A 26,138-nucleotide genomic window follows, 5' to 3' on the forward strand; every position below is an offset into this window, starting at 1 on the left:
AACGCTCTCAACGCGGGCCCTCCCAGGGGTTCGGTGTCGCCGCGGCGGCGGGAGAGACGGCGCCGTGCCACAGGGCGGGAAGTTCGGCGGGCTCGGCGACGGGGAGGACCCGCCAGCCGTTGGCGGACAGCAGGTCGCCCACTCGTCGCGGGGCCTCGGCGTCGGGCCAGGCGGCGTTGACGCACAACACCGCCACCCGTGTCGCGGAACCGCCGACTCGGGACAGGGCGACGGCGTCTTCGGTGTCCAGGGCGCCCAGGACCGCGACGACCAGCCCGGCCGAGGTCCCGCGCACTCCCTCCAGTTCGGCGACGCCACCGCCGAGTCGGGAGGTGTCGGAGGCCTCCACCACGGCGAGTCCGTCCAACACACCGGTGGCGTGTTCGGTGGCCAGAGGGCCGCGATCGGTGTGGAAGCGCAGTTCGTGCCCGTGTTCGAGCACGTGCAGGGCCACCGACGCGGCCACGCTCACCGCCGTCTCCAGGGAGTCGCGCGGGCCGTCGCCGGCATGGGCGTCGACGCGGGTGTCGAGTAACAGGGTGCTGTGTTCGCGCCGGTGCTGTTCGTCCCGGCGCACCATCAGTTCGCCGTGCTTGGCGGTGGAACGCCAGTGCACCCGGCGCAGATCGTCGCCGTGGCGGTAGGCCCGGGGGATCGGGTCCTGCTCGCCGACACCGGTCACCGACCGCCGGGGGGCGTCCTCCCCGGGTGAGCCGTCGGTGGGGCCCCGCTCGGGCAGGGGTACGAAGCGGGGCGTGACCAACAAGGGGGTGGGTGAGCCCAGGGAACGGGTCACGCGAACACAACCCAGCGCGTCGAGCACGCTCACCCACAAGGGCCCCACCGGGTAGCGACCGCGAACGGGCGGACGCACCAGGTAGGTGATGTCGCTGACGGCGCGTGGCCCCAGGAAGCCGACGGTGAAACGGGGTTCGTGACCGAGTCGGACCGGCAGGGCGTCCTGGAGACGGACCCAGCCCACCGGCCAGACGGGGGAGCCGTTGCCGACGCGGACCAGGACCTGGGCCTCGGTGCCCGCGGGGATCCGGCGAGGGCGCAGGTCACGGCTTTCGACGATGCGCGCGGACGCTCCGATGAGCGTGAGCGCGCCGATCGCCGGCACCAGGATCAGGAGCAGTCCGACACCGACGATCTCGCGTTGACCGACGACGAGACCGCTCGCGAGCGCGACCGCTCCGAAGAACAGCATCAGGCCGCCACGGGCGGTGAGGGTGCGTTGCGGGCGCATCGTCCGTCTCTGGGTGGGATCGGGCGCTGCCGTAAGGGTCAGCGGGGTCCGGGCACGGGAAGTCGAGCGACCAGCTTGGCCACGATCTGTTCGGGACTGAGGCGTTCCATATGGGCCTCGGGTCCGGGCAGGAGCCGGTGGGCCAGGACGGGCACGGCCAACGTCTGCACGTCGTCGGGCACCACGTAGTGGCGGCCCTCCAAGGCGGCGTGGGCGCGGGCCGCGCGCACCAGGTGCAGGGTCGCGCGGGGGGAGGCGCCGAGCTTGAGTTCGGGCGCGGTACGGGTGGAGTTGACCAGGTCGACGACGTAGCGGCGCATGCCGGGGGCGACGTGGACGTGCTGGACCCGTTCGACCAGGTCCCGGATCTCGGCGGCGTTGGTGACGGGGGCCAGGTCCTCCAACGGGGAGCGTGACCCGTGGGAGTCGATCATGTCGAGTTCGGCCTGCGGCGAGGGGTACCCGACCGAGACGCGGGCCATGAACCGGTCCCGCTGCGCCTCGGGCAGGGCGTAGGTGCCCTCCATGTCCGAGGGGTTCTGGGTGGCCACCACCATGAAGGGGCGCTCCAGGGCGCGGGTCTCGCCGTCCACGCTGACCTGTCGTTCGGCCATGCACTCCAGCAGGGCCGACTGGGTCTTGGGCGAGGCCCGGTTGATCTCGTCGCCGAGGACGATGTTGGCGAACACCGGGCCCGGGTTGAACTCGAACTCGCCGCGGTCCTGGTGGTAGACGCTGACGCCCGTGATGTCGCTGGGCAGCAGGTCCGGGGTGAATTGGACGCGTTGGACCGAACAGTCCACCGCCCGTCCCAGGGCTTTGGCCAGCATGGTCTTGCCCACGCCGGGGACGTCTTCGATGAGCAGGTGGCCCTCGGCGAGCAGAACGGTCAGCGTGATGCGCAGAACGTCGGGTTTGCCTTCGATGACCGTCTCGATCGCGTCGCGGACGCGGTCGGCCACGGTCGCGACGGCGTCCACGTCCTCTCGGACGTCACCCCCGTGACCGTCGTGCTGTGTGCCGAGTGACACGAGACCCCTCTCGCTCCATATGCCTCGGTGTATCGATCCGAGGCTAGGCCCAATCAGGCCCTAAGCAAACCAAAGTGCCGAAATAGGCCGTGGAATGGGGGACCTGCGGAGCAATGTTCCACATGGTCCGGAATGGTGCTTCTGATCATCGGTGGGAGCGGGGGTCCGGGAAGCCGGGCGGATGCGAGGAGCCGGCCGGGGGTGGCGCCGCGGCGCCCGGGCCCTCCGCCGCCCCACCCGAACACCACTGCTGTGACCTGCGCATTCAACGATCCTTCCAGTGCCGCGCGCCGATTTGAACTGTTGACGGTGGGGGAGAGTGGAGTAAGGTGGAGCAGCGTGGAGAGGGTGAATTCTCCACTCGGGGGGTGAGGGGGTGAGCGTGTGTTCCTCGGCACCCACACACCTCGCCTCGATCAGAAGGGACGGCTGTTCCTTCCCGCGAAGTACCGCGACGAACTGTCGGGGGGTGTGGTGATCACGAAGGGCCAGGAGCGCTGCCTCTATGTCTTTCCGACGGACGAGTTCGCTCGTCTGACCGCAGCCCTGAGCTCCGCACCGGTCACCGCCAAGGCGGTTCGCGACTACGGCCGGATTCTCTTCGCCGGCGCGTCGGATCAGGACTGCGACAAGCAGGGCAGGGTCACCGTCCCGCCGAAACTGCGCGAGTACGCGGGCCTGGACCGGGAGTGCGTCGTCATCGGCGCCAACACGCGTTTGGAGATCTGGGACTCCCAGGCGTGGTCGGACTACGAGGCCGAACAGGAGCAGGAGTTCGCGCAACTCTCAGAGGAGGTGCTGCCCGGGGTGCTGTGAGCGGGGCGGTCCTTTCTGCGCCGCGCGGACGGCACTACGTCCATGCAATGCCGGGACCGGCGGTGGTCTCCGGACACGAGACACGAGCTGGCGCGACTTCCCCGGTGCCAGGTCGTGGACGCTGGACCCACCGAAGGGTGGACAATAGCGGCCGTGTCCGGAGGCCCACCGGTGACTCCCGGCCGGGCCACGCGAAGGACACCGTGACGCGCCCCCGGGGCGCGCTCATGGACTCAGGGGGAGACCGCGACAGCGTGGAGGAACAGCACCGCATGGGGGAGACCCGCAAGCACGACCGTCCCGACGGGGACGAAGCGTCACAGGACCACGACGACCTCGGTGACACCGCGCAGGCCCATGTGCCGGTGATGCTGGACCGGATCGTCGAACTGCTCGCCCCGGCGCTCACCCGCCCCGACGCGGTGCTCGTCGACGGCACCCTCGGCCTGGGCGGCCACTCCGAGGCACTGCTCAAGGCCTGCCCGAACCTGCGGCTGGTCGGTGTGGACCGCGACACCACCGCTTTGGAGCGCAGCGCCGAACGACTGAAGCCCTTCGCCGACCGCACCCACTTCGTGCACGCGGTCTACTCGGAGATCCCGCGGGCCCTGGACGAGGCCGGGTTCGACCGGGCCGACGCCGTCCTGCTCGACCTGGGGGTCTCCTCACCCCAGCTGGACGAGAGCGACCGCGGGTTCGCCTACGCCCAGGACGCGCCCTTGGACATGCGCATGGACCGCACCCAGGGACTCACCGCCGAAGAGGTCGTCAACGACTATCCCGTCGGTGAGCTCATCCGTGTCCTGCGCAACTACGGCGAGGAACGCTTCGCGCCGCGCGTGGCCAAGGCCATCGAACGCCGCCGCGCGCAGGGCCGCATCACCTCCACCAGGGAACTGGCCGACCTGGTCCGCGAGTCCATCCCCGCCGCCACCAGGCGTACCGGAGGGCACCCCGCCAAGCGCGCCTTCCAGGGGCTACGCATCGAGGTCAACGCCGAACTGTCCATCCTCAAGGAGACCCTGCCCGCCGCCCTGTCCCGGCTGGCCATGGGCGGACGCATCGCGGTGCTGTCCTACCACTCCCTCGAAGACCGGATGACCAAGAAGGCCTTCGCCGCGCTGGCCACCGACACCACGCCTCCCGACCTCCCGGTCCCTCTCCCGGACCGGCAACCGGAACTGAAGCTCCTCACCAGGGGCGCCGAACTCCCCACGGACGAAGAGAACGAACGCAATCCGCGCGCGCAGTCAGCCCGGCTCCGGGCGGCCGAGCGTGTGCGCGAACCGTCGCGGCAGTAGGGAGAACAGATGGGCACGAAGACGGACACCCGCCGCAACGGCAAGGACCGCGGACGCACCGGGACCACCACCCGTACCGCCGCGCCCCCACGCTCGGTGCGCACCAAGGCGCCGGCCGCCAAGGCACGCGCGACGGGGGGAGCCGCGGCGAGTCGCGCCCCGAAGATCCCCTTCGTGCTACTCATCCTCTGCCTGTTGGGCGGGGCCCTCATCAGCCTGCTGCTGCTGCGCAGTCTCGTGGCGCAGGAGGCCTACGCCATCACCAGCCTGCAGTCGGAGAACCGCGAGATGTCCTACGAGGAACAGCGGCTCCAGGAGTCCGTCGCCCACCTGGAGACCTCCGACCGCATCGCGGAGGAGGCGGAGGAGATGGGGATGGAGCCGGGCGAGGCCCCGCTCTTCCTGGACTTGGACAACGGTGAGATCACCGGGGACGCTGGGAGCGATGATTGAGCACGCCTCGGGACCGACGCCCACGTGACCCCCGCCGACCCGGAGCGACCAGCCGCTCCGGGTCGCGGCCGAACAAGGGCTCACAGAGGAGACCGAACCGGCCGGCCCAGAGCGGGCGGGCTCGGGCCGGTGGCGGATCCGGTGGCACGGGCCGTCCGGTACGGCGGGGGGAACGCCCCCGCCGTCGGTCGAGTCCGCCGCCGCCCCCACCGTTGCTGCGTCGTACCTTCCGAGCCGGCGACCCGCGTAAGCGGATCAAGGCCGGTGGGGTCATCATCGTGGTGATCCTGATGCTGTTCGCCGGACGCCTCACCCAGATCCAGGGGATCGACGCCGAGACCTACGCCGAGGCCGCGGCGAACCTGCGCATGCAGACCATCGACATCCCCACCCTGCGCGGGCAGATCACCGACTCCGAAGGCAACCCCTTCGCCCTGTCGGTGGAGGTCCGCAACGTCTTCGTCGACCCCGAGGAGGTCGCGGAGGACGAACGGGACCGGCTCATCGACGAACTGGTGAGCCGCTTCGACCTGGAAGAGCAGGACGTGACGGCCAAGGTCGACGCCAAGCCGAGCCGCTACCAGATCGTGGCGAAGGACATCTCGCCCGGCGACTGGGGGGAGTTCAGGGAGCTCGGCTTGAGCGGAGTGGGCGCCGACGTCGACTACAACCGGGTCTACCCCGACGAGACCGGTGCCTCCGACCTGATCGGTTTCGTCGGTGCCGAGGGGCACGGCCTCGAAGGCCTGGAGGGCTACATGGACTCCACGCTCGCCGGTGAGGCCGGCAAGCGGCAGGTCGAGGTCGGCCAGGACGGCACCCAGATCCCCATGGCCGGCGGTCTGGTGCGCGAACCCGAGGCCGGTCAGGACGTACGCCTGACCCTGGACCGTGACCTGCAGTGGTACGCCCAACAGGCGTTGGCGAACCGGGTCGAGGAGCTGGAGGCCGAAGCGGGCAGCGTCGTGGTCTCCAACAAGGAGGGGGAGATCCTGGCCATGGCCGACTTCCCCACCTACGACCAGACCGACATCGCCTCCTCCGAGCCCGAGGACCGGAGCAACGGGTCGGTGGCCTCCACCTTCGAGCCCGGCAGCACCAACAAGGTCATCACCTTGGCGGCCGCCCTGGAGGAGCAGAAGACCACCCCGGAGACGGTCTACACCGTGCCCTACGCGCTCCAGTACTACGACCAGACCTTCCGCAACTCCAGCAACGACGGCACCCAGCGCCTGACCACCAACGGGATCATGGCCCAGTCCAGCAACGTGGGCACGATCAAGATCGCCGATCAGGTGGGCGCCTCGGTCCTGCACCGCTACATGACGAACTTCGGTCTGGGACAGCCCACGGGCCTGGCCCTGCCGGGTGAGGAGGCCGGTGTGCTCAGCGATCCCGACGACTGGTGGGGCACCCAGCTGCCGTCGGTGTCCATCGGACACGGTCTGTCGGTCAACGCCGTGCAGATGGCCTCGGTCTACGCCACCGTGGCCAACGGGGGAGTGCGGGTCGAACCGACGCTCGTCTCGGGAACGGTCGACCCGGAGGGCGAGTTCACCAAGGCCGAGGAGCCCGCCCGTCAACGGGTGATCAGCGAGGAGACCGCCGAACAGCTCCAACTGATGCTGGAGGCGGTCACCAGTGACGAGGGAACCGCGCCGCAGGCCCGCATCGACGGCTATCGGGTGGCCGGCAAGACCGGCACCGCCAACCGGATCGACCCGGAGACGGGCCGCTACGACGAGGGCGGCTACACGGCCACCTTCGCCGGGTTCGCCCCCGCGGACGACCCGGAACTGGTGGTCCAGGTGGTGCTGCACAACCCGCAGGGCACCTACTACGGCGGTGAGGCGGCGGGCCCGGTGTTCAACGACATCATGTCCTTCGCGCTGAAGTCCTACAAGGTCCCCCCGACCGACGAGGAGGCCCCGGCCATCCGCCTGGTGGAGGACGAGGACGCCGACGGCTGACACGCGCACCACCCGGGGCGGGCCGCCTGCCGGCCCGCCCCGGGGTACGCCGTCCTAGCCGGGGTGGCGGTCGTCCACGGCTTCGCGGAGGGCACGGATGTGGGCGGGGCCGGTACGGCAGCAACCGCCCACCAGCACGGCGCCGTCCGAGCACCAACCGGCCGCCGCCGCGGCGAAGCCCTCGATGTCGGTGGCACCGGCCCACGTCCGGCGTCGGGCGTCCCACACCTCACCCGAGTTCGGGTAGGCCACCGAGGCCAGACCCACCGAGGCCACCTCCCGCACCAGGGCGGACACGTTCGACGGCGGAACGCAGTTCACGCCCACGGCCACCACCCGCCCCCGCCGGTACAACGGCGCCAATCCCTCCGCCACCTTGCGCAGCGGCGTGCCATCGGCGATCCGAGTGTCGTCGGCGCACGAGAAGGAGAACCACGCACGGACCCCCGGAGTCTCCGCCACCAGGCGGGCCAGTGCCCGGGCCTCGGCGGCCGACGGCAGCGTCTCGCAGGCCACCAGATCCGCACCGGAGTCGGTGAGCACCCGCCACCGCTCCCGGTGCCACCGGTACAGCCCCTCCTCGTCCAGGTCGTAGTCGCCGGTGTACTCCGACCCGTCCGCCAGGGCCGCGCCATAGGGGCCCACGCCCGCCGCCACCAGACCCGAGCCGAACGCGTCCCGTTCGGTCACCGCCAGTTCCACCGACCGCGCCAGCAACCCCAAGGCCTCGGCGCGCGAGTACCCATGGGCGGTGAACCCGTCGACGCTCGCCTGATAGCCGGCGGCGATCGCCACGTCCGCGCCGGCCTCGAAGTAGTCGCGGTGCACCCGCGCGATCAGTTCCGGCTCCCGCGCCAACAGTCGGGCCGACCACAGACCATCTCCCAGGTCACGGCCGTAGGCCTCCAACCGCGTCGCGAGTCCGCCGTCCAACACCAGTGCCCGGTTCGCCAACGTGACCACCCTTCTCGACCCACCTGTCCCAACCCGGACGAAAGGCCACACCATCCCCTGCCGGGGAAACGCGGACCGGCCCAGCGTGGAAATTACCGACCGGCCCCCCACAGCCGTTAATCTCCAGACGTGCCACCGGTAATGCGACCTGAACACTCCAAACTCCGTCCACTGTCCGACCTGGCGACGAAGCTCGGTCCGGACACCACCCTGCTGCGCCCGGACCTGGATCCGGACCGGCCCGCGGACATGCCTCCACGTGAGATCCACGTCCGCGGCATCACCCACGACTCTCGACAGGTCGGCCAAGGCGACCTGTACGTCGCCCTGCCCGGAACCCGCGTCCACGGCGCCCGGTTCTCCCGGCAGGCGGCCGACGCCGAGGCCGCCGCGATCCTGACCGACGCCGACGGCGCCGACGAGGCCGTGGCGACCGGCCTGCCCGTGGTCGTGGTCCCCGACGCGCGCGCCGCGCTCGGCACGGTCGCCGCCTGGGTCTTCGACGAGCCCGCCCGCGACCTGCTCCTGGTCGGGACCACGGGCACCAGCGGCAAGACCACGATCAGCTACCTGATCGAGTCCGGGATGCGCCAGGCCGGGATGAGCACCGGCCTGATCGGCACCGTGGAGATGCGGGTGGGCGACGAACGCGTCGCCTCCTCCCTGACCACGCCGGAGGCCACCGACCTGCACGGCCTCTTCGCCGTCATGGCCGAACGCGGCGTCACCGCCGCCGCCATGGAGGTCTCCAGCCACGCCCTCGCCCTGGGCCGGGTCGGTGGCGCCCGCTTCGACGTGGCGATCTTCACCAACCTGTCCCAGGACCACCTGGACTTCCACTCGGACCTGCGCGACTACTTCGACACCAAGGCGCTCCTGTTCACCCCCGAGTACTGCGACATCGCGGTGGTCAACGTCGATGACCGCTTCGGTCGCGCACTGGTGGACATGGTGCAGCCACGCGGGGACGTCCCCGTCACCACCTTCGCCGTGGAGGGCTTCTCCGACGCCGACCCCGAGAGCGCCATGGAAGCGGACTGGAACGCCGTGGACGTCCACCTGGGGGCCACCGGCAGCACCTTCCGCGTCGTCGGACCCGGCGGCATGGAGGCCAAGGCGTCCGTGGCGCTACCGGGACCCTTCAACGTCTCCAACGCCATGGCCGCCATCGTCGGTCTGGTCGAGGCGGGTCTTCCGATGGAGACGGCCATCGCCGGAGTCGCCGCGGCGCCCGGCGTCCCGGGCCGTATGGAACAGGTGGAGGCCCGCGAGGCGGCGCAGCCACAGGACTTCACCGCGCTGGTCGACTACTCGCACAAACCCGGCGCCATCGAAGCCGTCCTGAGCGCCCTGCGCGCCACCACCGAGGGACGGGTCACCATGGTGGTCGGCTGTGGCGGTGACCGTGACCGGGCCAAACGCCCGCTCATGGGCGAGGCCGCCGCGCGCCTGGCCGACCACCTGATCATCACCAACGACAACCCGCGTACCGAGGACCCGGTGACGATCGCCACGGCGATGCTCGAAGGGGTCGCCAAGGTCCCCGAGGATCGACGGGCACGTGTCACCGTGGAGTTCGACCGGGCCGAGGCGATCGGTCTGGGCGTGGCCCGCACCGGCCCCGGCGACGTCGTCGTGGTCGCCGGAAAGGGCCACGAGACCGGCCAGTACGTCAAGGGCGAGGTCCTGCCCTTCGACGATCGTGAGGTGCTGCGCGGGGCCATCGAGGACGCGCTGCGCATCCGGGCCGGGCAACGGCTCGGGGACGCCCTCCGGGACGTACACCGCGCACCGGACCAGGGCTGACACTCCGACACACCGAAGACGCGCCGAAAATGGTGCCGTCCACTCACCGGGACACGGCCTGTGGCCGTGTCCCGGTCACATCGAGCGCCCTGACGTGTGCGTATCACTCTCGGTATGGCCCTTGGCGGTCACGAAGTGGAGCATATTGGCGTTCACAGGGCCCCGTCGGGACCCCGGACGCCCCAACATGTTCTAAGGTAGGTCCGGCAATCGCAGCCCGATAGTGCCGCCCCACGTGGCGCCCATGACCCGGCATCGTCGGGTCGTCAGTGGCCCGGTGTGGCACCGCGCGCACGGTATCCGCGGTGCCATCCCCTGACCCGAAACCCGAGGCCGGGTGGCCAATGCCCTTGGGGCGCTGTGGGCCGGGCCTGACCTGAGGAGTGGATTTGATCGCGCTCACGCTCGATCGGATCGCTGAGATCACCCAAACCGCCATCGGCGGATCAGCGCCCCCGGACGCCGTCGTCGACGGCCCCGTCGTCATCGACTCCCGACTGGTGGAGTCCGGAGCGCTCTTCGTCGCGCTCAACGGAGAGAGGGTCGACGGACACGACTTCGCCGAGTCCGCGGTGGCGGCCGGGGCGGTCGCCGTCCTGGCCTCGCGCCCGGTCCCCGCACCGCACCTGCTGGTGGACGGCGGAGACGACGAGGTCGTAGCGGCCCTGGCCCGTCTGGCCAGGTACGTGGCCGGTGAACTCGGCGATCCGACGCGCGAGGACGCCACGACGCGGATCGTCGGCGTCACCGGCTCCTCCGGCAAGACCACGACCAAGGACCTCATCGCCCAGGTCGTGGGTCGTATGGGGGCCACCGTGGCCCCGGCCGGCTCCTTCAACAACGAGATCGGCCACCCGCTCACGGTGCTGCGTGCCGACACCGACACCCGCCACCTGATCCTGGAGGTCGCCGCGCGCGGCATCGGGCACATCGCCCACCTGTGCCGCGTCGCCCCGCCCCGGATCGGCGTGGTGCTCAACGTCGGCAGCGCGCACATGGGCGAATTCGGTGGCCGCGACGCCATCGCCAAGGCCAAGGGAGAACTCGTCGAGGCGCTCCCGGCCGGCTCCGAGCGGCGCGGCACGGGCGGCCTGGCCGTCCTCAACGCCGACGACCCGCTGGTCCGCGCCATGGCCTCCCGCACCGACGCGCGCGTCGTCCTCTACGGCACCGCCGAGGACGCCCACGTGCGCGCCACCGACATCACCACCCAAGACAGCGGAGCCCCGGCGTTCACGCTGCACCTGAACGGCCGCTCGACCCGAGTCCGACTGGGACTGGTCGGCGCCCACCAGGTGAGCAACGCCCTGGCCACCGCCGCCGTCGCCGACGAGCTCGGCATGGACATCGAAGACATCGCCGCAGCCCTCGGCGCGGCCACCCCGGTCAGCCGTTGGCGGATGGAGGTCACCGAACACGACGGTGTCACCCTCGTCAACGACGCCTACAACGCCAACCCCGAATCGATGCGGGCCGCGCTGACCACCCTGGCCTCCTTGGCCAGGGAACGCCGCGCCATCGCCGTGCTCGCCCATATGGCGGAGCTCGGGGAAGAGGGCGACGCCGAACACGAGAAGATCGGCGAGTTCGTCGCCGACATCGGCGTGGACCACCTGGTCGTGGTCGGGGAGGCGGCCGAGGGCATCGCCATCGGTGCCGAACGCGCCGCCGACCGGTGGAGCGGTGAGAGCATCCGAGTTCCCGACGCCGAGGCGGCAGCCGAAGCGGTGCGCGAGCGGATGCGCACAGGAGACGTCGTCATTGTGAAGGGATCGCGCGTGGCTGCGCTCGAAAGGGTTATCGACCTCATCACCAAGGGTGATGACCAATGATCGGGATCACCATCGCGGCGGCGCTCGCGCTGATCGTCTCCATGCTGCTGATGCCGCCGCTCATCAAGCTCCTGTACCGGTTCAAGTTCGGACAGGAGGTCCGCGACGACGGACCCGAGGGTCACAAGACCAAGCAGGGCACGCCCACCATGGGCGGCATCGTCATCATCCTCGGTGCGGTGATCGGTTACTTCGGCTCCCACCTGGTGCTGTGGATCGTCCAGCCGACGGCCTCCGGGCCCACGGCCTCCGGTCTGCTGGTGATGTTCCTGTTCGTCGGCATGGGCTGTGTCGGCTTCCTCGACGACTTCATCAAGATCTACAAGCGCCGCAGCCTGGGTCTGCGCAGTGGCGCCAAGATGGTCGGTCAGGCCGTCATCGGTGTGGGCTTCGCCTACGGCGTCACCCAGTTCCCCAACGGGTACGGCTACACCCCGGCCGCCCCCCAGCTGTCCTTCCTGCGCGACTTCGGACCGCCGCTGATGATCGGCGTGTTCGTCATCTGGGCGCTGTTCCTCATCGTCGGGTTCTCCAACGCGGTGAACCTCACCGACGGTCTGGACGGCCTGGCCACCGGCGCGGTCATCCTGTCGCTGGCCGCCTACGTCATCATCGGCAACTGGCAGCTGCGACAGTCCTGCGTGGAGGCCCTCACCTCCAGCTGTTACACGGTCCGCGACCCCCTGGACCTGGCCGTCGTGGCCTCCGCCGTGCTCGGCTCCTGCATCGCCTTCCTGTGGTTCAACGCGCCCCCGGCGAAGATCTTCATGGGCGACACCGGTTCGCTGGCCCTGGGCGGTCTCATCGTGGGTCTGGCCATCACCACCCGCACCCAGCTCCTGCTGCTGATCATCGGTGGACTGTTCGTCATCATCACCCTGTCCGTGATGATCCAGATCACGTCGTTCCGCCTCACCGGCAAACGCGTGTTCCGCATGGCGCCACTGCAGCACCACTTCGAGCTCAAGGGCTGGGCCGAACCGACCATCGTGATCCGTTTCTGGATCATCCAAGGTCTGTTCATGGCGGTGGCGATCGGCCTGTTCTACCTCGAATGGATGCCAAGCTAGAGGCATGCCGCACCACCGTTCTTCCACCTCCCCGACCACCGCGCCCGCCGAAGGCGAGAACCCCTTCGCGGGCGCGTTGGTCTGTGTCGCCGGTCTCGGAGTCTCCGGTCCCCCCGTCGCCAGGGCGCTCCTGGCGCAGGGGGCCCGGGTGGTCGTCGTCGACGGCCGTGACGACGAGACCACCCGCGCCGTGGCCGCCGAACTCACCGAGGCGGGCGCGAGGGTCCTCCTCGGTGACACGCCCCTGCCCGAGGGTTGCGACCTGGTCGTCACCTCACCCGGCTGGCGTCCCGACTCGCCGCTGCTGCTCCGCGCCGCCGAGGCCGGCGTGGAGGTCATCGGCGACGTGGAACTGGCCTGGCGGATCAAGCCCGCCGACCAGGTGTGGCTGGCCATCACCGGCACCAACGGCAAGACCACCACCGTGCGCATGCTCGAATCGATCCTGCGCGCGGACGGCCGCGACGCGCTCGCCGTCGGCAACGTCGGCACCCCCGTCATCGACGCGGTCCGCCCGGACGCCGACGGTCACGTGTACGACGTCCTGGCCGTGGAACTGTCCAGCTTCCAGCTGCACTGGGCCGACAGCCCGCGCCCGCACGCGGCCACAGTCCTCAACATCGCCGCCGACCACCTGGACTGGCACGGCGGACTCGACCCCTACGCCCGAGCCAAGGGCAAGGTGTTCGCCCGCGGCACCGTGCGCGTGGTCAACACCGCCGACGAATGGTCGGTGCGCCTGGCCGAGGAGGACGGTGACCCGCACACCCCGCTGGTGGGCCTGCGCCTGGACACCCCGCGCGCGGGTGAACTGGGCGTGGTCGAGGACCTGCTGGTGGACCGGGCCTTCGTCGCCGAACCCCACAGCAGCGCCGAGGAACTGGCGACCCTGGGCGACGTCCGCCCGGCCGCCCCGCACAACGTCGCCAACGCCCTGGCCGCGGCGGCCCTGGCCCGCTCGATCGGTGTGACCGCCGACTCGATCCGCGCCGGTCTGAACGCGTTCGTCCCCGAACCCCACCGGATCGCCCACGTGGCCAAGGTGGCGGGAGTGGACTACGTCGACGACTCCAAGGCCACCAACCCGCACGCCGCCGCGGCCTCCCTGAACTCCTACGAGTCCGTGGTGTGGGTGGCCGGCGGGCTGCTCAAGGGCGCCGAGGTGGACGACCTGGTCGCCGAGGCCGCCGCCCGATTGCGCGGCGTGGTGCTGATCGGCGCCGACCGGGCGCGCATCCGGGAGGCCTTGGACGAGCACGCCCCGGACGTGCCGGTGGTGGAGGTCGAGGGACCCGCCGCCGACGCTCCTCGCGAGCACACCGTCATGGACGTGGTGGTCGGCGAGGCCGCCGCGTTGGCCCGGGAGGGTGACACGGTGCTGCTCGCCCCGGCCGCCGCGTCCATGGACATGTTCACCGACTACCCCGAGCGGGGCCGCTTCTTCTCCGAGGCCGTCCGCCGCCTCGGTTGAACCACCGATATCGCACCCAGGGTCATCGGACGACGACACTTCGTGTTCCGGTGGCCCTGTTGTGTGCCGTACCACCCGTGAAGCCCGTCAAAGATGGCCAACACGCGGAAAATGTCCACTGGTCCCGACCCGCCGGTACGCCACTATTGAGGCGCCGATCGTGCGGAGGGTGTGTGGATGGCGGCGACGACAGCGGTTCCCGGGGCGACCCGGAGCCGGGGGCGTACTGCCTCCGGTGGGCGCGAGCGTGCGCTTTGGCGTGAGTGGGCCAGGTCCCTGGACCGGCCGCTCACCTCCTACTACCTGATCCTCAGTACCGGGATGATGCTCATCGCCCTGGGACTGGTGATGGTCCTGTCCTCGACGATGGTCAACTCCATCAGCGAGACGGGATCGGCCTTCTCCGTCTTCCAACGCCAGTTGACGTCGGCGGCGATCGGCCTTCCCCTCATGCTGCTGGCCTCCCAGACGCCGCTGTGGATCTTTCGGATGGTCGGCTACCCGGCCATGATCGTGTCGGTGGCGCTGCTGCTGCTCACCGCCTTTCAGGGCACCGAGGTCAACGGCGCGATGCGCTGGCTGGAGATCGGCGGCCTGGTCATCCAGCCCTCCGAACCCGCCAAGCTCGCCTTCGCCCTGTGGGGCGCCAACATCCTGGCCCGCAAGGAGGAGCTCAAAGAGCTCACCGAGTGGCGGCAGCTGTTGATCCCGCTGGTGCCCGGCTGTGGTCTGCTCACCCTGCTGGTCCTGATCGGCTCGGACCTGTCCACGACCCTGGTGCTGCTACTGGTCTTCCTCGCCTTGTTGTGGGTCGTGGGGGCTCCGGGCAGGCTGTTCGTCGCGATGTTCGGACTGGTCGTGGGCCTGGCCGCGATCGTCATCGCGATCGAGCCGTTCCGAATGACCCGCATCACCGCGTTCCTCGACCCGGGGGCCGACCCCTCCGGGGCGGGCTTCCAGTCCCTGCACGGCCTGTACGCGCTGGGAACCGGAGGCATCTTCGGGGTCGGTATCGGCGCCAGCCGTGAGAAGTGGGGGTTCCTGCCCTTCGCCGAGTCCGACTTCATCTTCGCCATCATCGGCGAGGAGTTCGGTCTCATCGGCACCCTGCTCGTGCTCTGTCTGCTCGGCATGCTCGGCTACGCCGGGCTGCGGGTCGCCTTCCGTGTCAAGGACCCCTTCTCGCGCCTGGCCGCCTTCGCCATCTCGACCTGGATCATCGGTCAGTCCATGATCAACATCGCCGCCGTCATCGGCCTGGTCCCGGTCACCGGTATCCCGCTGCCCCTGGTCTCCTACGGTGGTTCGGCGCTGATCCCCACGATGATCGCCCTCGGTGTGCTGCTCGCACTCGCCCGTAACGAGCCCCAGGCACAGAAGGCGCTGGCGGCTCGCGGTCCCGGTTGGCCCCAAAGGGCTCTAAGCTGGCTTGGCCTGGAGAACTTCGTCGCTTCCGTCCAGAATCGGGCCGGAGGCACGACTTCCAAGCGCACATCCGCGCCGAGCACCCCTCGCCCGGCGCGCAAGCGCGACACCAAGACAACGGCCAAGAACCAGAGCGGCCCGGTCCCGGCGGGTGACCGGCCAAGGAGGAATCGACGACGATGAGGGTAGCCCTCGCCGGAGGCGGCACGGCCGGGCACATCGAGCCCGCACTCTCACTTGCGGACGCGCTGCGGCGCATCGACCCGAACACCGAGATCCTCTGCCTGGGAACCGAGCGTGGTCTGGAGACCCGACTCGTTCCCATGCGCGGTTACGAATTGGGCCTGATCCCCGCGGTCCCCCTACCACGCAGGCTCACCCCACAGTTGCTCACCGTTCCGGGCAAACTCGCCGGCGCCCTCAGCGCCGCGGGCGAACAGCTCGACCGGATCCAGGCCGACGTCCTGGTCGGCTTCGGCGGTTACGTCGCCACCCCCGGATACCTCGCGGCCCGTCGTCGCAAGATGCCCATCATCGTGCACGAGGCCAACCCGCTGCCCGGCCTGGCCAACCGGCTCGGCGCGCGGCTCACCCCGCACGTCTTCACCGGGCACCCCCACGCCCAGATACGCAACGGGCGCTTCATCGGCATCCCGCTGCGCAAGCAGGTCACCTCCTTGGACCGTCTGGCCATGGGTGACAGGGCGCGCACCTACTTCGGCCTGCGTCCCGACCTGCCCACCCTGTTGATCTTCGGCGGCTCCCAGGGCGCCCAGCGCGTCAACGAGGCCGCCTTCGCCGCCCGCGACGCCTTCCGCGACGCCGGCGTGCAGGTTCTGCACGTCGTCGGCCCCAAGAACGCCGACGAACCCCAGGACCTCACCCAGGACGGCATCCCCTACGTCGCCGTTCCCTACGTCGACCGTATGGACATGGCCTACGCCGCCGCGGACGTGGCCATGTGCCGTTCCGGCGCTCTGACCTGCGCCGAACTCACCGCCGTCGGCCTGCCGGGCGCGTTCGTCCCGCTGGCCATCGGCAACGGCGAACAGTCCCTGAACGCCGAGCCCATCGTCAAGGCGGGCGGCGGCATCATGGTCGACAACGCCGCCCTGTCGCCCGACTGGATCGTCCAGCAGCTCATCCCGCTGCTCACCGACACCGACCGGGTCGTGGCGATGTCGGAGGCGGCCTCCCGTATGGGCCGCCGCGACGCCGACACCGAGCTCGCCCGTGAGGTCATGGCGATCGCCCGCGGCGACAAACCCACCCCGGAGATGCCGTTGCCCGAGGATGAGGGCGACGAGGTCTACTACGACGACGGTAAGGACGCACGATGAGCCTGGTCCGGCAGACCGAACCGGTCCCCGTCGACAAGCTGGGACGCACCCACTTCATCGGCCTCGGAGGAGCCGGCATGTCCGGCATCGCCCGGGTGCTGCTGCAATCCGGGGTCGAGGTCTCGGGCAGTGACGCCCGCGACAGTGACACGCTGCGCGAACTCGAACAGATGGGGGCGCGTGTCCACGTGGGACACGCCGGCGAGAACCTCGGCCCCGCCGAGACCCTGGTGGTCTCCTCCGCGATCCGCGAGGACAACCCCGAACTGGTCGAGGCGCGACGTCGCGGCATCCGGATCCTGCCCAGGGCCGCGGCCCTGGGAGCCCTGCTGCTGAACCGCGAGGGCGTCGCCGTCTCCGGCACCCACGGCAAGACCACCACGACCTCCATGGTCACCGTGGTCCTGCAACACCTGGGCGCCGAACCCGGCTACGTGATCGGCGGCAAGCTGGTCACCACGGGCCTGGGCGCGGACGCGGGGGTCGGCGACGCCATCGCGGTGGAGGCCGACGAGAGCGACGGCTCCTTCCTGATGCTCTCGCCCAAGATCGCCGTGGTCACCAACGTCGAGGCCGACCACCTGGACAACTACAGCGGTCTCGACGAGATCCACGACAACTTCGCGAACTTCGTGGACCGCGTCGAGCGCACCCTCATCGTGGGCGTCGACGACCCCGGTGCCCGCAAGGTCGCCGAACTGGCCCGAGAACGTGGCAAGCGGGTGCTGACCTACGGTGAGGCGGCCGACGCCGACTACCGGATCACCCGGATCCGCGCCCGTGGCTTCACCACCGAGTTCACCCTCCAGACCGTCGACGGCGACCCGATCGACGGCACGGTCGCCGTCCCAGGACTGCACAACGTCCTCAACGCGGCCGCCGCGGTGGCCGTGGCCGACCAACTCGGGCACGACCTGGACGTGGCGGTGGAGGGCATCGCCGACTTCGCCGGAGCGGCCCGCCGCTTCGAGCTCAAGGGCCAGGGCGATGGGGTGGGCGTCTACGACAGCTACGCCCACCACCCCACCGAGATCGACGCCGATCTGCGCGCCACCCGCGCCGCGTTGGAGTCCTTCTCCGAGGACGCGGAGGAGGAAGACGTCCCCCTCGGCCGGGTCGTGGCCCTCTTCCAGCCGCACCTGTACAGCCGGACCCGGATCTTCGCCGAGGAGTTCGCGGACGCGCTGAGCCTTGCCGACGAGGTCGTGGTGACGGAGGTCTTCGCCGCCCGGGAGGACCCCGAACCCGGGGTGACCGGTGAACTCATCACCTCCAAGGTCTCCCACGAAAGGGTGCGTTACGTGCCCGGTCGTGAGGAGGCGGTGCGTACGGTGGTCGAACTCGCCCGTCCCGGGGACATCGTCCTGACCATGGGGGCGGGGGACGTCACCGAGCTGGGTCCGCACATCGTCGCGGCCCTGTCGGAGCGGGCAGAGGGCAACGGAAACGACTAAAGGGGTACACACGTGGGTGCCGACCAGGCCGGGAAGAACGCTGCGACGGCACGTCGGGGGAGTTCGGACCCCTGGAAGGTGACCTTCGCGGTCCTCTTGGTCGTCTCCCTGGTCTGCGCCGTGGTGTGGTTGCTCCTCGGTTCCCGGCTGCTGGTGGTCCGCGACGTCGCGGTTACCGGCGCGGACCGGATCTCCGCCGCCGAGGTCGAGGCGGCGGTGTCGGTGAACACCGGTACCCCGCTGATAAGGGTGGACCTGGACGCCGGCCGCGACCGCGTCGAAGGACTCGACCTGGTGGAGTCCGCCACCGTCAGCAGGGGCTGGCCCGCCACCTTGAAGGTGGAGGTCGTAGAACGTCAGCCCCTGCTCGCGATCGCGGTGGGGGAGGAGTACCGGTTGGTGGACGGCGACGGTGTGCGCATCGAGGACTCGACGAGCCGGCCCGGCACGCATCCACTGGTGTCGGTCACCGGGGAGGTCGAGGAGAACGAGGCGGTCCGGGCCGCCGCGGACATCGTGCGGGAGGCCCCCGACTCCTTCGTGGCCCGAATCCAGCTCATCGACGCCAAGGACCCCGACGCGATCAAGATCGAGTTGGGGGACGGTTCCCTGGTGGAGTGGGGCGACGCCGAACACACCGTGGACAAGAGCGAGGTCCTGAGGGTGCTGATGCGCGAACATCCCACCGCCGAGGGGCGCGTCTACGACGTCGGTACGCCCGACCTGGCCATGGTCAGGTGAAGGGAATATCAAGGGATGTTCTGGTTCGGGTGGAGTCGGGGCAACGCGCCGTTCCCGGGACAAGCGGGTCCGCACCACCGCGAAACGGCACTCCGAGAGGACATTCCAGACGCGACGCGCCGAGTACGCACTTCGCTTCCTCGTGTTATACGCGGTTAGGCTGAAGCCGTCATCGGTTGCCCGCACCCGACGGTCCGCTTACTGTCGGGAAGCACAACCACCATCAACAACGTAGTAAAACACGCTTTTCGGGATACGCAGGAACCGTTTGATCGAGGCCACAGGCACGAGGAACGGTACCGGTGACCCGGGGTCCCCGCCGACGGTCCATGCGAACCGGGAGGTGGGTGAACCCGAAACGCACTCAGTAGAACCGGATGCCGGACCGCCGGCGCACCCGCGGAACCATCTCGCGGACGCGAAGACGGAACGGCTCATGCGAGCGGAAAGGCCCCTCGTCGTGGCAGCACCGCAGAACTACCTCGCGGTCATCAAAGTCGTCGGCATCGGCGGCGGCGGTGTCAACGCCGTCAACCGAATGATCGAAGAGGGGCTCAAGGGCGTTGAGTTCATCGCGATCAATACCGACGCCCAAGCGCTGCTGATGAGCGACGCGGACGTCAAGCTCGACGTCGGCCGTGAGCTCACCCGCGGCTTGGGAGCGGGAGCCAACCCCGACGTCGGCCGCAAGGCCGCGGAGGATCATCGTGAGGAGATCGAGGAGGTCCTCAAGGGGGCCGACATGGTCTTCGTCACGGCCGGCGAAGGCGGTGGCACGGGCACGGGAGGAGCCCCGGTCGTCGCCAACATCGCCCGCTCCCTGGGAGCCCTGACCATCGGTGTGGTCACCCGCCCCTTCGGTTTCGAGGGCAAGCGGCGTGCGACCCAGGCCGAATCCGGGATAGCGATGCTCCGCGAGGAGGTCGACACCCTCATCGTCATCCCGAACGACCGCCTCCTGTCCATCTCCGACCGTCAGGTCAGCGTCCTCGACGCGTTCAAGGCGGCCGACCAGGTCCTGCTCTCCGGTGTCCAGGGCATCACGGACCTGATCACCACACCGGGCCTGATCAACCTCGACTTCGCCGACGTCAAGTCGGTGATGTCCGGGGCGGGATCGGCGTTGATGGGGATCGGATCGGCGAGAGGGGACGACAGGGCCGTCGCAGCGGCCGAACTGGCGATCTCCTCACCATTGCTGGAAGCCAGTATCGACGGGGCGCACGGGGTCCTGCTGTCCATCCAGGGCGGCTCCGACCTCGGACTCTTCGAGATCAACGAGGCCGCGCAACTGGTCGCCAACTCGGCGGCCCCGGAGGCCAACATCATCTTCGGCGCGGTCATCGACGACGCCTTGGGCGATGAGGTGAGGGTCACCGTGATAGCCGCGGGCTTCGATGAACCCGAGGCCATCGTGCCGGCGACGCGGGAGCGTCAGCCGGTGGACCCTCCTGAGGCCGTCGCCCCCACGGCAGGCATCACGTCCGGCAAGGAGGAGTCCGCCGTGGCCGCTCCGTCCGCCGAGGGCGCGAGCGGGGCGTCGGCCACCAACATGCCGTGGACGGCCCCGTCCCGACCGGCCGCCCCGGAGCCCGAGGCACCCTGGACCACCGAGCCCGCCCACTCTTGGACGAGCCCGGAGTCCGCACGTCCCGAGCCCCGGTACACGCAGACCCCGCCGGTGTCCTCGCGTCCCGAGCCGGAGCCCCGACAGAACGCCGACTCCTACCAGGGCATGGAGTCCTACCAGGGCAACGGCCACCGGGTCTCCCATGAGGAGGCCCCGGCCGCGCCCATCGCCCCGGAGCCCACAGCGGCACCGACGGCGCAGCCGGTTCCGGCCGAGGAGCCTCCGGCACCCGAACCGGAGCCGGAGTCCGAAGTCCAGTCCGGTCCCATCCACGCCGTCTCGGACGCCTCCGAGCGGCGCGGCGACGTTCCCACGCCTCGTCGTCGGGTCATCTTCGACGACCCCGACGACCTGGACGTGCCGGAGTTCCTCAAGTAGCCCACCGGATACCATCGACGTGTCAGCGGCCCCGACCCTTGTGGCGGGGCCGTCGCCGCCCCCGGGGTCGGGACCTCCCGGCCGCCGGTGGGGCCGAGGGAAGGACCACGGACACACCGATGGGCAACGTCATCGACCTGGGGGCCGGCGTACGCGCCGCCGTCACCGAACGCAAGGGCGGGGTCAGCGTTCCACCGTTCGACTCGCTCAACCTCGGCCTCGGCACGGGCGACTCCCGTGAGGCGGTTCTCGCCAACAGAAGGAGCGCCGCCGAGGACCTGGGCTTCGACATCGATCGGACGGTGTGGATGAACCAGGTGCACAGCGCCGACGTGCTCGTGGCCACCGAACCCGGTGGGGTGGGCACCTGCGACGGGGTGGTCACCACCCGTTCCGATCTGGTCCTGGCCTCCATGGCCGCCGACTGCCTACCGGTTCTGGCCGCCGACGCCGAGGCGGGTGTCCTGGCCGCCGCGCACTCCGGTCGACTCGGTACGGCCCGGGCGATCGCCGTGAACCTGGTCGAGGCCATGGTCGCCCAGGGCGCCAGAACCGACCACATCACCGTCTTCCTCGGGCCTACGATCTGTGGGAGCTGTTACGAGGTACCACCGGAGCTTCAGGCCCGGACCGCCGAACGTACGCCGGAGGCGGCCTCCACCACCCGCCGGGGCACCACCGGGGTGGACATGCTCGCGGCCGTCATCGCCCAGCTGAGCCGCTCGGGAGTGGAGAACATCACTTCCGACGGCCGTTGCACCCTGGAGAGCCCCGAACTGTTCTCCCACCGCCGCGACGCCCCCACCGGCAGGTTCGCCTCCTTCATCTGGAGGACCTGACCCGCACGGCCCTGACGGCCACCAAACCCGCGTTGCCGGAATCGGCCAATCCCGCCTGGACCGAATCGGTACGGCGCACGCCACACGGAACACAGCCACCACAGCAGGAACAGAAGGAACAGACGTGTCACACACCGACCCCGCGCGCACCGAGCAGATCCGCGCCAACCTTCAGGAAGTGCGGGCCCGGATCGAGTCGGCCTGTGCGAAGGCGGACCGCGACCCCTCCGAGGTGTCCCTGGTGGCGGTGACCAAGACCCACCCCGCGAGCGACGTGCGCGCACTCGCCTCCTTGGGTGTCACCGACGTCGGCGAGAACCGGGACCAGGAGGCCGCGCCCAAGGCCACCGAAACCGCCGACCTCGACCTCACCTGGCATTTCGTCGGGCAGTTGCAGACCAACAAGGCCAGATCGGTGGCCTCCTACGCCGACGTCGTCCACTCGGTGGATCGGGCCAAGCTGGCCCGGGCCCTCGGTGAGCGCGCGGCGGCCGCCGATCGCCGTCTGACCTGTCTGGTCCAGGTGGACCTCGACGACGAGGCCCGAGCGGGCGTGCTGGGACCACGTGGCGGTGTCGACCCGTCGGACGCTCCGGCCCTCGCCGACGCCATCGCCGAACACGATGCGCTCGAACTCGGAGGTGTGATGGCCGTCGCACCCTTGGGTGGGGATCCGGACGCCGCCTTCGCCCGTCTTCACGAGGTGGCGATGGGGATCAGGGACCGTTACCCTCGGGCGACGATGGTCTCCGCGGGGATGAGCGGGGACCTGGAAGCCGCCATCGAAAGAGGCGCGACACACCTGCGGCTCGGTGCGGCGTTGCTCGGCGCCCGAGGCACGAACGTGGGGTAATGTCCCCACATAGACCTTGGGGCCTGTCTGTGGTGTTCGCCCGAAAGGGTGCCCGCCCCGCGACTGTGGGGCCAGGACGGGTGTAGACGGAGGAGCCGGCTGCGGTCGAGGCCGCGGGAACGACGGAGGGTGCGAGATGGCCGGCGCGATGCGCAAGATGGCGGTCTACCTCGGTCTCGTGGAGGACGACCGTTACGATCACCGTTATGCGGACGAATATGATGAGTTCGATGAATTCGACGAGGTTGTGGAGGAGCAGCGTGACCGCGACGCGGACTCTCCCGCCGGCGAGGAAACACGAGGCGATGCCGTGATGGACACCGGCGACTACCTGGGAACGGGTGAACGACGCGGTGGCACCACCACGACGGCCTCGACCGCCGACCTCGCACGAATCACCACGCTCCACCCGCGCACGTACAACGAGGCGCGTACGATCGGAGAGCACTTCCGGGAAGGTACACCGGTGATCATGAACCTGACCGAGATGGTCGACAGTGACGCCAAGCGTCTGGTCGACTTCGCGGCTGGTCTGATCTTCGGTCTCCATGGCAGTATCGAACGCGTGACCAATAAGGTGTTCCTGCTGTCCCCGGCCAACGTCGAGGTGACCGCCGAAGACAAGGCGCGGATCGCCGAGCGAGGGTTCTTCAATCAGAGCTAGACCGTCACATTTGTCCAGAGATTGGGTCGAGGAACGACCGTGAGTATCGTCCTATCAGTGCTGTCCCTCCTCCTGCAGCTGTTTGTCTTCGTGCTGATAGCGAGGGTGGTACTGGAGATGGTGCAGTCCTTTTCCAGGGACTGGCGACCCAGCGGGTTCGTCCTTGTACTCGCTGAGATCGTGTACACGATCACCGACCCACCACTGAGGTTCCTCCGTAGGTTCATCAAGCCGGTGAGGCTGGGGAGCATCGCACTCGACCTGAGTGTGTTGATCCTGTTCTTCGCCATCATCATCCTTCAGAGTGTCCTGGCGGGGATGGCGGCGAGCCTGTGATGAGGACGGCAGGGGTGGAAAAGTAACCCCGGATTCCGATTTGTGGTCTTGGTCATGATCTGGATTGCCGTAAGGTCACGATCAGGTAGCGTCCCTACGGACAGACTCCAAGCGCGCCAAGGAGACGAACATGCCGCTGACACCCGCCGATGTGCGGAACAAGCAGTTCAGTACCACCCGGCTACGACCCGGGTACGACGAAGAAGAGGTCGACGCCTTTCTCGATGAGGTCGAGTCAGAGCTGGACCGACTGATCCAGGAGAACGAGGAACTGCGCGGCAAGCTCGCCGAGTGCCTGCGGGGCAAGGTCCCCAACGCCGGCATGCAGGACTTCCAGCAGCCCCAGGAGCAGCCCGAGGCTCAGCAGCAGATGGAGCAGATGCGTCCGGAGCCCGTCCAGGCCCAGGCGCCCATCGAGCAGCAGCCCCAGCCGCCCGCGCCGCAGCAGCAGATGGCCATGACCGGCGCCAACATCGCCATGGGTGGCGAGGAGAACATGGACACGGCCGCCCGTGTCCTGGCCCTGGCCCAGCAGACCGCCGACCAGGCGATCAGCGACGCCCGCCGTGAGGCCGACGAGACGCTCGGCCGCGCGCGCAACGAGTCCGAGGACATCCTCGGCAAGGCGCGCCGTCAGGCCGACCAGATCATCGGTGAGGCCCGCGCCCGCTCCGAGAACCTGGACCGTGACGCCCAGGAGCGCCACCGTCAGGTCATGGGCAGCCTGGTCCAGCAGCGCGAGGAGCTGGAGCACAAGGTCAACGTGCTCAAGGACTTCGAGCGCGAGTACCGTAGCCGTCTGAAGGACTACTTCGAGCGTCAGCTCAACGAGCTGAAGAGCGAGGAGGAGAAGGCCAAGTCGGCGGAGCTCAACCCGAACACCACGGGTGGCTTCCAGACCATGGCCCCTCAGACCGGTGGCGCCCCCGCCATGCAGCAGCACGGTGGTCCCGGCGGCCCCGGCGGCAACCCGTTCGGTCACCCCGAGCCGGCCCCCCACGGTTTCCACCCTGGCGAGGTCCCGCACGAGCGTCGCTGACCCTCCAGCGGCATGTGACTCCGAACAACTGAAGACTCCGGCTCAACACGTGTAAAGGCCCTGGTCGACCCGTGATCCTTAGCATCCTCGCTACCGTGGCGGTGCTGGCGGCCATCGCCGTCATCGCGGCCGCACTGGTGTTCGCCGAGACAGCCCTGGTGTACATCGCTCTGGGACTCGGCGCGCTGAGCGTCCTCCTCCTACTGGGCGCTCTGCTCCAAGGCAGGTTCGGCGCGGACGGAAGGGACACGGCACGGACGGACGGTTTGGGGAAGTCGTCCGTCCCAGCGGTCCCCGCCGCGGCACCGGACCCCACATGGGAGTCGGGGCGATCTGGGAGCGTACCCGCACCGGCTGAGGAGTCGGTGCGGGACACCCCTGTTCCGGACGCACGGCCCTGGGGCGAGGAACCCCAGGAGGAACCGGAGTTCGACGTTCCCCGATGGGAGACACCCACCAAGGGTGATTGGCCCGAGCCGGTCCAGGCGGCCCAGACCCCGCCCCCTCAGGACGAACCCGTCGAGGCCCCTGCCTCCGCGTTCGCCTACCGAGTCCCCGAGCGCGACGTCGCCACCCCCACGACCGAGGACGACACCGTCGAGACCACCGGGCCGGTGGACGAGGAGGTCGAACCCTCGCGGAGCGACGCGCACCTGGCGGACCCCCATGAGACCTTCGAGTCGACCGACGACATGAGCGAGGCCGGCTCCGACTTCGAGTCGTACGCGACGCCTGAGGACCTCGACGCGGAAGCACCCGAGGCCACCGAGGAGACCATCGGCGCCAGTGCGGCGTTCACCGACCTCGAACCGGAACCCGAGGTCCAGGACAGCACCGTCGCCGACGATGAGGCGGACGAGCCCACGGAGACCGTCGAGGACGCGTCCGTGGAGCCTCGGGAGACGTTCGACGGCACCGACCCCGAGTCCGACCCCGGCGAGGACGCCGCGGCCGCCGTGCGGGCGGAGAGCGACGAGGACGAGGACAAGGTCGACGAGGCCCCGGAGACCGAGGAACTCGAAGCCGAGGACACCGCCGCGCCGGAGGACGACACCCCCCGGACCGACGGCGACCAGACCCTCGAAGCCGATGACGACGCCTCGGAGGCGGACCCCGCGACGGACGAGCCGGCCGAGGACGTCCAGGGCGTCCAGGGCGTCCAGGACGCCCAGACCGATGAAGCCGAGAGTGGAGAGGCCTCCCCGGCGGACGAGGACGCCCCGGACCGCATCGCGGCGTTCGAACGTCCCCGAAACGGCTCAGCGGGCGACCCGGAGCCGGAGGAGGACCCGGCGCTCGCCTACGCGGCGATCTTCGACGAGTCCGGCCCGGAGGACGACAGGGACACCGAGGACGACAGGGTCCACCGGGACGACGAGGACGACCTGGACGAGGCCGACGAACGTGCCAAGGACCCCTCCCACACGAACTGAGCACACACGAAGGGCGCCGCTCCACAAGGGGAGCGGCGCCCTTCGGTCCTCGG

General features: G+C 69.7%; 22 protein-coding genes. 19 read left to right on the forward strand and 3 right to left on the reverse strand.

What is annotated here, in order from left to right:
* Positions 1-7 precede the first annotated feature (7 nt).
* Entirely contained in the window at positions 8-1,249 is a 1,242-nt protein-coding gene (locus tag ACWGKS_RS02080; protein ID WP_358507566.1) for a DUF58 domain-containing protein, read from the reverse strand.
* Between the two features lie 38 nt (positions 1,250-1,287).
* Complete coding sequence (locus ACWGKS_RS02085) at positions 1,288-2,280, reverse strand: AAA family ATPase (RefSeq protein ID WP_358507568.1); 993 nt, start codon at positions 2,278-2,280, stop codon at positions 1,288-1,290.
* A 384-nt stretch (positions 2,281-2,664) separates the two neighbouring features.
* Between ACWGKS_RS02085 and mraZ the strand changes: the two genes are divergently transcribed.
* From mraZ to ACWGKS_RS02105, 4 genes are all read left to right on the forward strand, one after another.
* Entirely contained in the window at positions 2,665-3,096 is a 432-nt protein-coding gene (mraZ, locus tag ACWGKS_RS02090) for a division/cell wall cluster transcriptional repressor MraZ (protein ID WP_358507570.1), read from the forward strand.
* Positions 3,097-3,368: 272 nt separating this feature from the next.
* Complete coding sequence (gene rsmH, locus ACWGKS_RS02095; protein WP_358507637.1) at positions 3,369-4,397, forward strand: 16S rRNA (cytosine(1402)-N(4))-methyltransferase RsmH; 1,029 nt, start codon at positions 3,369-3,371, stop codon at positions 4,395-4,397.
* 9 nt (positions 4,398-4,406) lie between these two features.
* Positions 4,407-4,850, forward strand: coding sequence for a hypothetical protein (locus tag ACWGKS_RS02100; protein ID WP_358507572.1), 444 nt, complete (start codon positions 4,407-4,409; stop codon positions 4,848-4,850).
* Positions 4,847-6,820: a peptidoglycan D,D-transpeptidase FtsI family protein gene (locus ACWGKS_RS02105; RefSeq protein ID WP_358507574.1), complete on the forward strand. Its 1,974-nt coding sequence runs from the start codon at positions 4,847-4,849 to the stop codon at positions 6,818-6,820. The genes ACWGKS_RS02100 and ACWGKS_RS02105 overlap by 4 nt, the downstream gene beginning before the upstream one ends.
* 54 nt (positions 6,821-6,874) lie before the next feature.
* On the opposite strand, the gene mmuM is transcribed toward ACWGKS_RS02105, so the two are convergent.
* Positions 6,875-7,828 (reverse strand): homocysteine S-methyltransferase, encoded by a 954-nt coding sequence (mmuM, locus tag ACWGKS_RS02110; RefSeq protein WP_452455948.1) that lies wholly within the window; start codon positions 7,826-7,828, stop codon positions 6,875-6,877.
* 87 nt (positions 7,829-7,915) lie between these two features.
* Between mmuM and ACWGKS_RS02115 the strand changes: the two genes are divergently transcribed.
* The 15 genes from ACWGKS_RS02115 to ACWGKS_RS02185 all read left to right on the forward strand — a co-directional run bounded on the left by ACWGKS_RS02115 (position 7,916) and on the right by ACWGKS_RS02185 (position 26,085).
* A complete protein-coding gene (locus ACWGKS_RS02115; protein WP_358507578.1) occupies positions 7,916-9,580 on the forward strand; it encodes a UDP-N-acetylmuramoyl-L-alanyl-D-glutamate--2,6-diaminopimelate ligase in 1,665 nt (554 codons plus the stop codon).
* A gap of 389 nt (positions 9,581-9,969) precedes the next feature.
* On the forward strand, positions 9,970-11,412 hold the full coding sequence (locus ACWGKS_RS02120; RefSeq protein ID WP_358507580.1) for a UDP-N-acetylmuramoyl-tripeptide--D-alanyl-D-alanine ligase: 1,443 nt from the start codon (positions 9,970-9,972) through the stop codon (positions 11,410-11,412).
* Positions 11,409-12,482: a phospho-N-acetylmuramoyl-pentapeptide-transferase gene (gene mraY, locus ACWGKS_RS02125; protein ID WP_358507582.1), complete on the forward strand. Its 1,074-nt coding sequence runs from the start codon at positions 11,409-11,411 to the stop codon at positions 12,480-12,482. The genes ACWGKS_RS02120 and mraY overlap by 4 nt, the downstream gene beginning before the upstream one ends.
* A gap of 4 nt (positions 12,483-12,486) precedes the next feature.
* Positions 12,487-13,953, forward strand: coding sequence for a UDP-N-acetylmuramoyl-L-alanine--D-glutamate ligase (murD, locus tag ACWGKS_RS02130; RefSeq protein ID WP_358507583.1), 1,467 nt, complete (start codon positions 12,487-12,489; stop codon positions 13,951-13,953).
* Between the two features lie 177 nt (positions 13,954-14,130).
* The gene (gene ftsW, locus ACWGKS_RS02135; protein ID WP_358507584.1) at positions 14,131-15,561 is read left to right on the forward strand and encodes a putative lipid II flippase FtsW; all 1,431 of its coding nucleotides are present in this window, start codon (positions 14,131-14,133) and stop codon (positions 15,559-15,561) included.
* Positions 15,558-16,718: an undecaprenyldiphospho-muramoylpentapeptide beta-N-acetylglucosaminyltransferase gene (gene murG, locus ACWGKS_RS02140; protein WP_358507586.1), complete on the forward strand. Its 1,161-nt coding sequence runs from the start codon at positions 15,558-15,560 to the stop codon at positions 16,716-16,718. Before ftsW ends, murG begins: the two co-directional genes overlap by 4 nt.
* Positions 16,715-18,172, forward strand: a complete 1,458-nt coding sequence (murC, locus tag ACWGKS_RS02145; protein ID WP_358507588.1) for a UDP-N-acetylmuramate--L-alanine ligase — start codon at positions 16,715-16,717, stop codon at positions 18,170-18,172. The genes murG and murC overlap by 4 nt, the downstream gene beginning before the upstream one ends.
* Positions 18,173-18,184: 12 nt before the next feature.
* Positions 18,185-18,913, forward strand: coding sequence for a cell division protein FtsQ/DivIB (locus ACWGKS_RS02150; protein ID WP_358507590.1), 729 nt, complete (start codon positions 18,185-18,187; stop codon positions 18,911-18,913).
* Between the two features lie 460 nt (positions 18,914-19,373).
* On the forward strand, positions 19,374-20,921 hold the full coding sequence (gene ftsZ, locus ACWGKS_RS02155; RefSeq protein WP_358507592.1) for a cell division protein FtsZ: 1,548 nt from the start codon (positions 19,374-19,376) through the stop codon (positions 20,919-20,921).
* Between the two features lie 119 nt (positions 20,922-21,040).
* Entirely contained in the window at positions 21,041-21,760 is a 720-nt protein-coding gene (gene pgeF / locus ACWGKS_RS02160; protein WP_358507594.1) for a peptidoglycan editing factor PgeF, read from the forward strand.
* A 124-nt stretch (positions 21,761-21,884) separates the two neighbouring features.
* The gene (locus ACWGKS_RS02165) at positions 21,885-22,613 is read left to right on the forward strand and encodes a YggS family pyridoxal phosphate-dependent enzyme (protein WP_358507596.1); all 729 of its coding nucleotides are present in this window, start codon (positions 21,885-21,887) and stop codon (positions 22,611-22,613) included.
* Positions 22,614-22,749: 136 nt separating this feature from the next.
* Entirely contained in the window at positions 22,750-23,277 is a 528-nt protein-coding gene (locus tag ACWGKS_RS02170; protein WP_304069162.1) for a cell division protein SepF, read from the forward strand.
* A 39-nt stretch (positions 23,278-23,316) separates the two neighbouring features.
* Positions 23,317-23,613 carry a YggT family protein gene (locus ACWGKS_RS02175; RefSeq protein ID WP_358507598.1) on the forward strand — a complete coding sequence of 99 codons (297 nt, stop codon included), beginning with the start codon at positions 23,317-23,319 and terminating at the stop codon, positions 23,611-23,613.
* A 130-nt stretch (positions 23,614-23,743) separates the two neighbouring features.
* Complete coding sequence (locus ACWGKS_RS02180; RefSeq protein ID WP_358507600.1) at positions 23,744-24,652, forward strand: DivIVA domain-containing protein; 909 nt, start codon at positions 23,744-23,746, stop codon at positions 24,650-24,652.
* A 95-nt stretch (positions 24,653-24,747) separates the two neighbouring features.
* Positions 24,748-26,085 carry a hypothetical protein gene (locus tag ACWGKS_RS02185; protein WP_358507602.1) on the forward strand — a complete coding sequence of 446 codons (1,338 nt, stop codon included), beginning with the start codon at positions 24,748-24,750 and terminating at the stop codon, positions 26,083-26,085.
* Positions 26,086-26,138 lie beyond the last annotated feature (53 nt).

The sequence above is a fragment of the Nocardiopsis sp. NPDC055879 genome, assembly GCF_053615935.1.

What these genes read in the sequence shown, in the direction of transcription:
- murC (WP_358507588.1), top strand. Translation starts at nt 16,715, where the DNA reads ATGAGCCTGGTCCGGCAGACCGAACCGGTCCCCGTCGACAAGCTGGGA.
- murD (WP_358507583.1), top strand. Translation starts at nt 12,487, where the DNA reads ATGCCGCACCACCGTTCTTCCACCTCCCCGACCACCGCGCCCGCCGAA.
- mraY (WP_358507582.1), top strand. Translation starts at nt 11,409, where the DNA reads ATGATCGGGATCACCATCGCGGCGGCGCTCGCGCTGATCGTCTCCATG.
- ACWGKS_RS02170 (WP_304069162.1), top strand. Translation starts at nt 22,750, where the DNA reads ATGGCCGGCGCGATGCGCAAGATGGCGGTCTACCTCGGTCTCGTGGAG.
- ACWGKS_RS02080 (WP_358507566.1), bottom strand. Translation starts at nt 1,249, where the DNA reads ATGCGCCCGCAACGCACCCTCACCGCCCGTGGCGGCCTGATGCTGTTC.
- ftsW (WP_358507584.1), top strand. Translation starts at nt 14,131, where the DNA reads ATGGCGGCGACGACAGCGGTTCCCGGGGCGACCCGGAGCCGGGGGCGT.
- pgeF (WP_358507594.1), top strand. Translation starts at nt 21,041, where the DNA reads ATGGGCAACGTCATCGACCTGGGGGCCGGCGTACGCGCCGCCGTCACC.
- ACWGKS_RS02180 (WP_358507600.1), top strand. Translation starts at nt 23,744, where the DNA reads ATGCCGCTGACACCCGCCGATGTGCGGAACAAGCAGTTCAGTACCACC.
- rsmH (WP_358507637.1), top strand. Translation starts at nt 3,369, where the DNA reads ATGGGGGAGACCCGCAAGCACGACCGTCCCGACGGGGACGAAGCGTCA.
- ACWGKS_RS02115 (WP_358507578.1), top strand. Translation starts at nt 7,916, where the DNA reads ATGCGACCTGAACACTCCAAACTCCGTCCACTGTCCGACCTGGCGACG.
- murG (WP_358507586.1), top strand. Translation starts at nt 15,558, where the DNA reads ATGAGGGTAGCCCTCGCCGGAGGCGGCACGGCCGGGCACATCGAGCCC.
- mmuM (WP_452455948.1), bottom strand. Translation starts at nt 7,828, where the DNA reads ATGGTGTGGCCTTTCGTCCGGGTTGGGACAGGTGGGTCGAGAAGGGTG.
- ACWGKS_RS02100 (WP_358507572.1), top strand. Translation starts at nt 4,407, where the DNA reads ATGGGCACGAAGACGGACACCCGCCGCAACGGCAAGGACCGCGGACGC.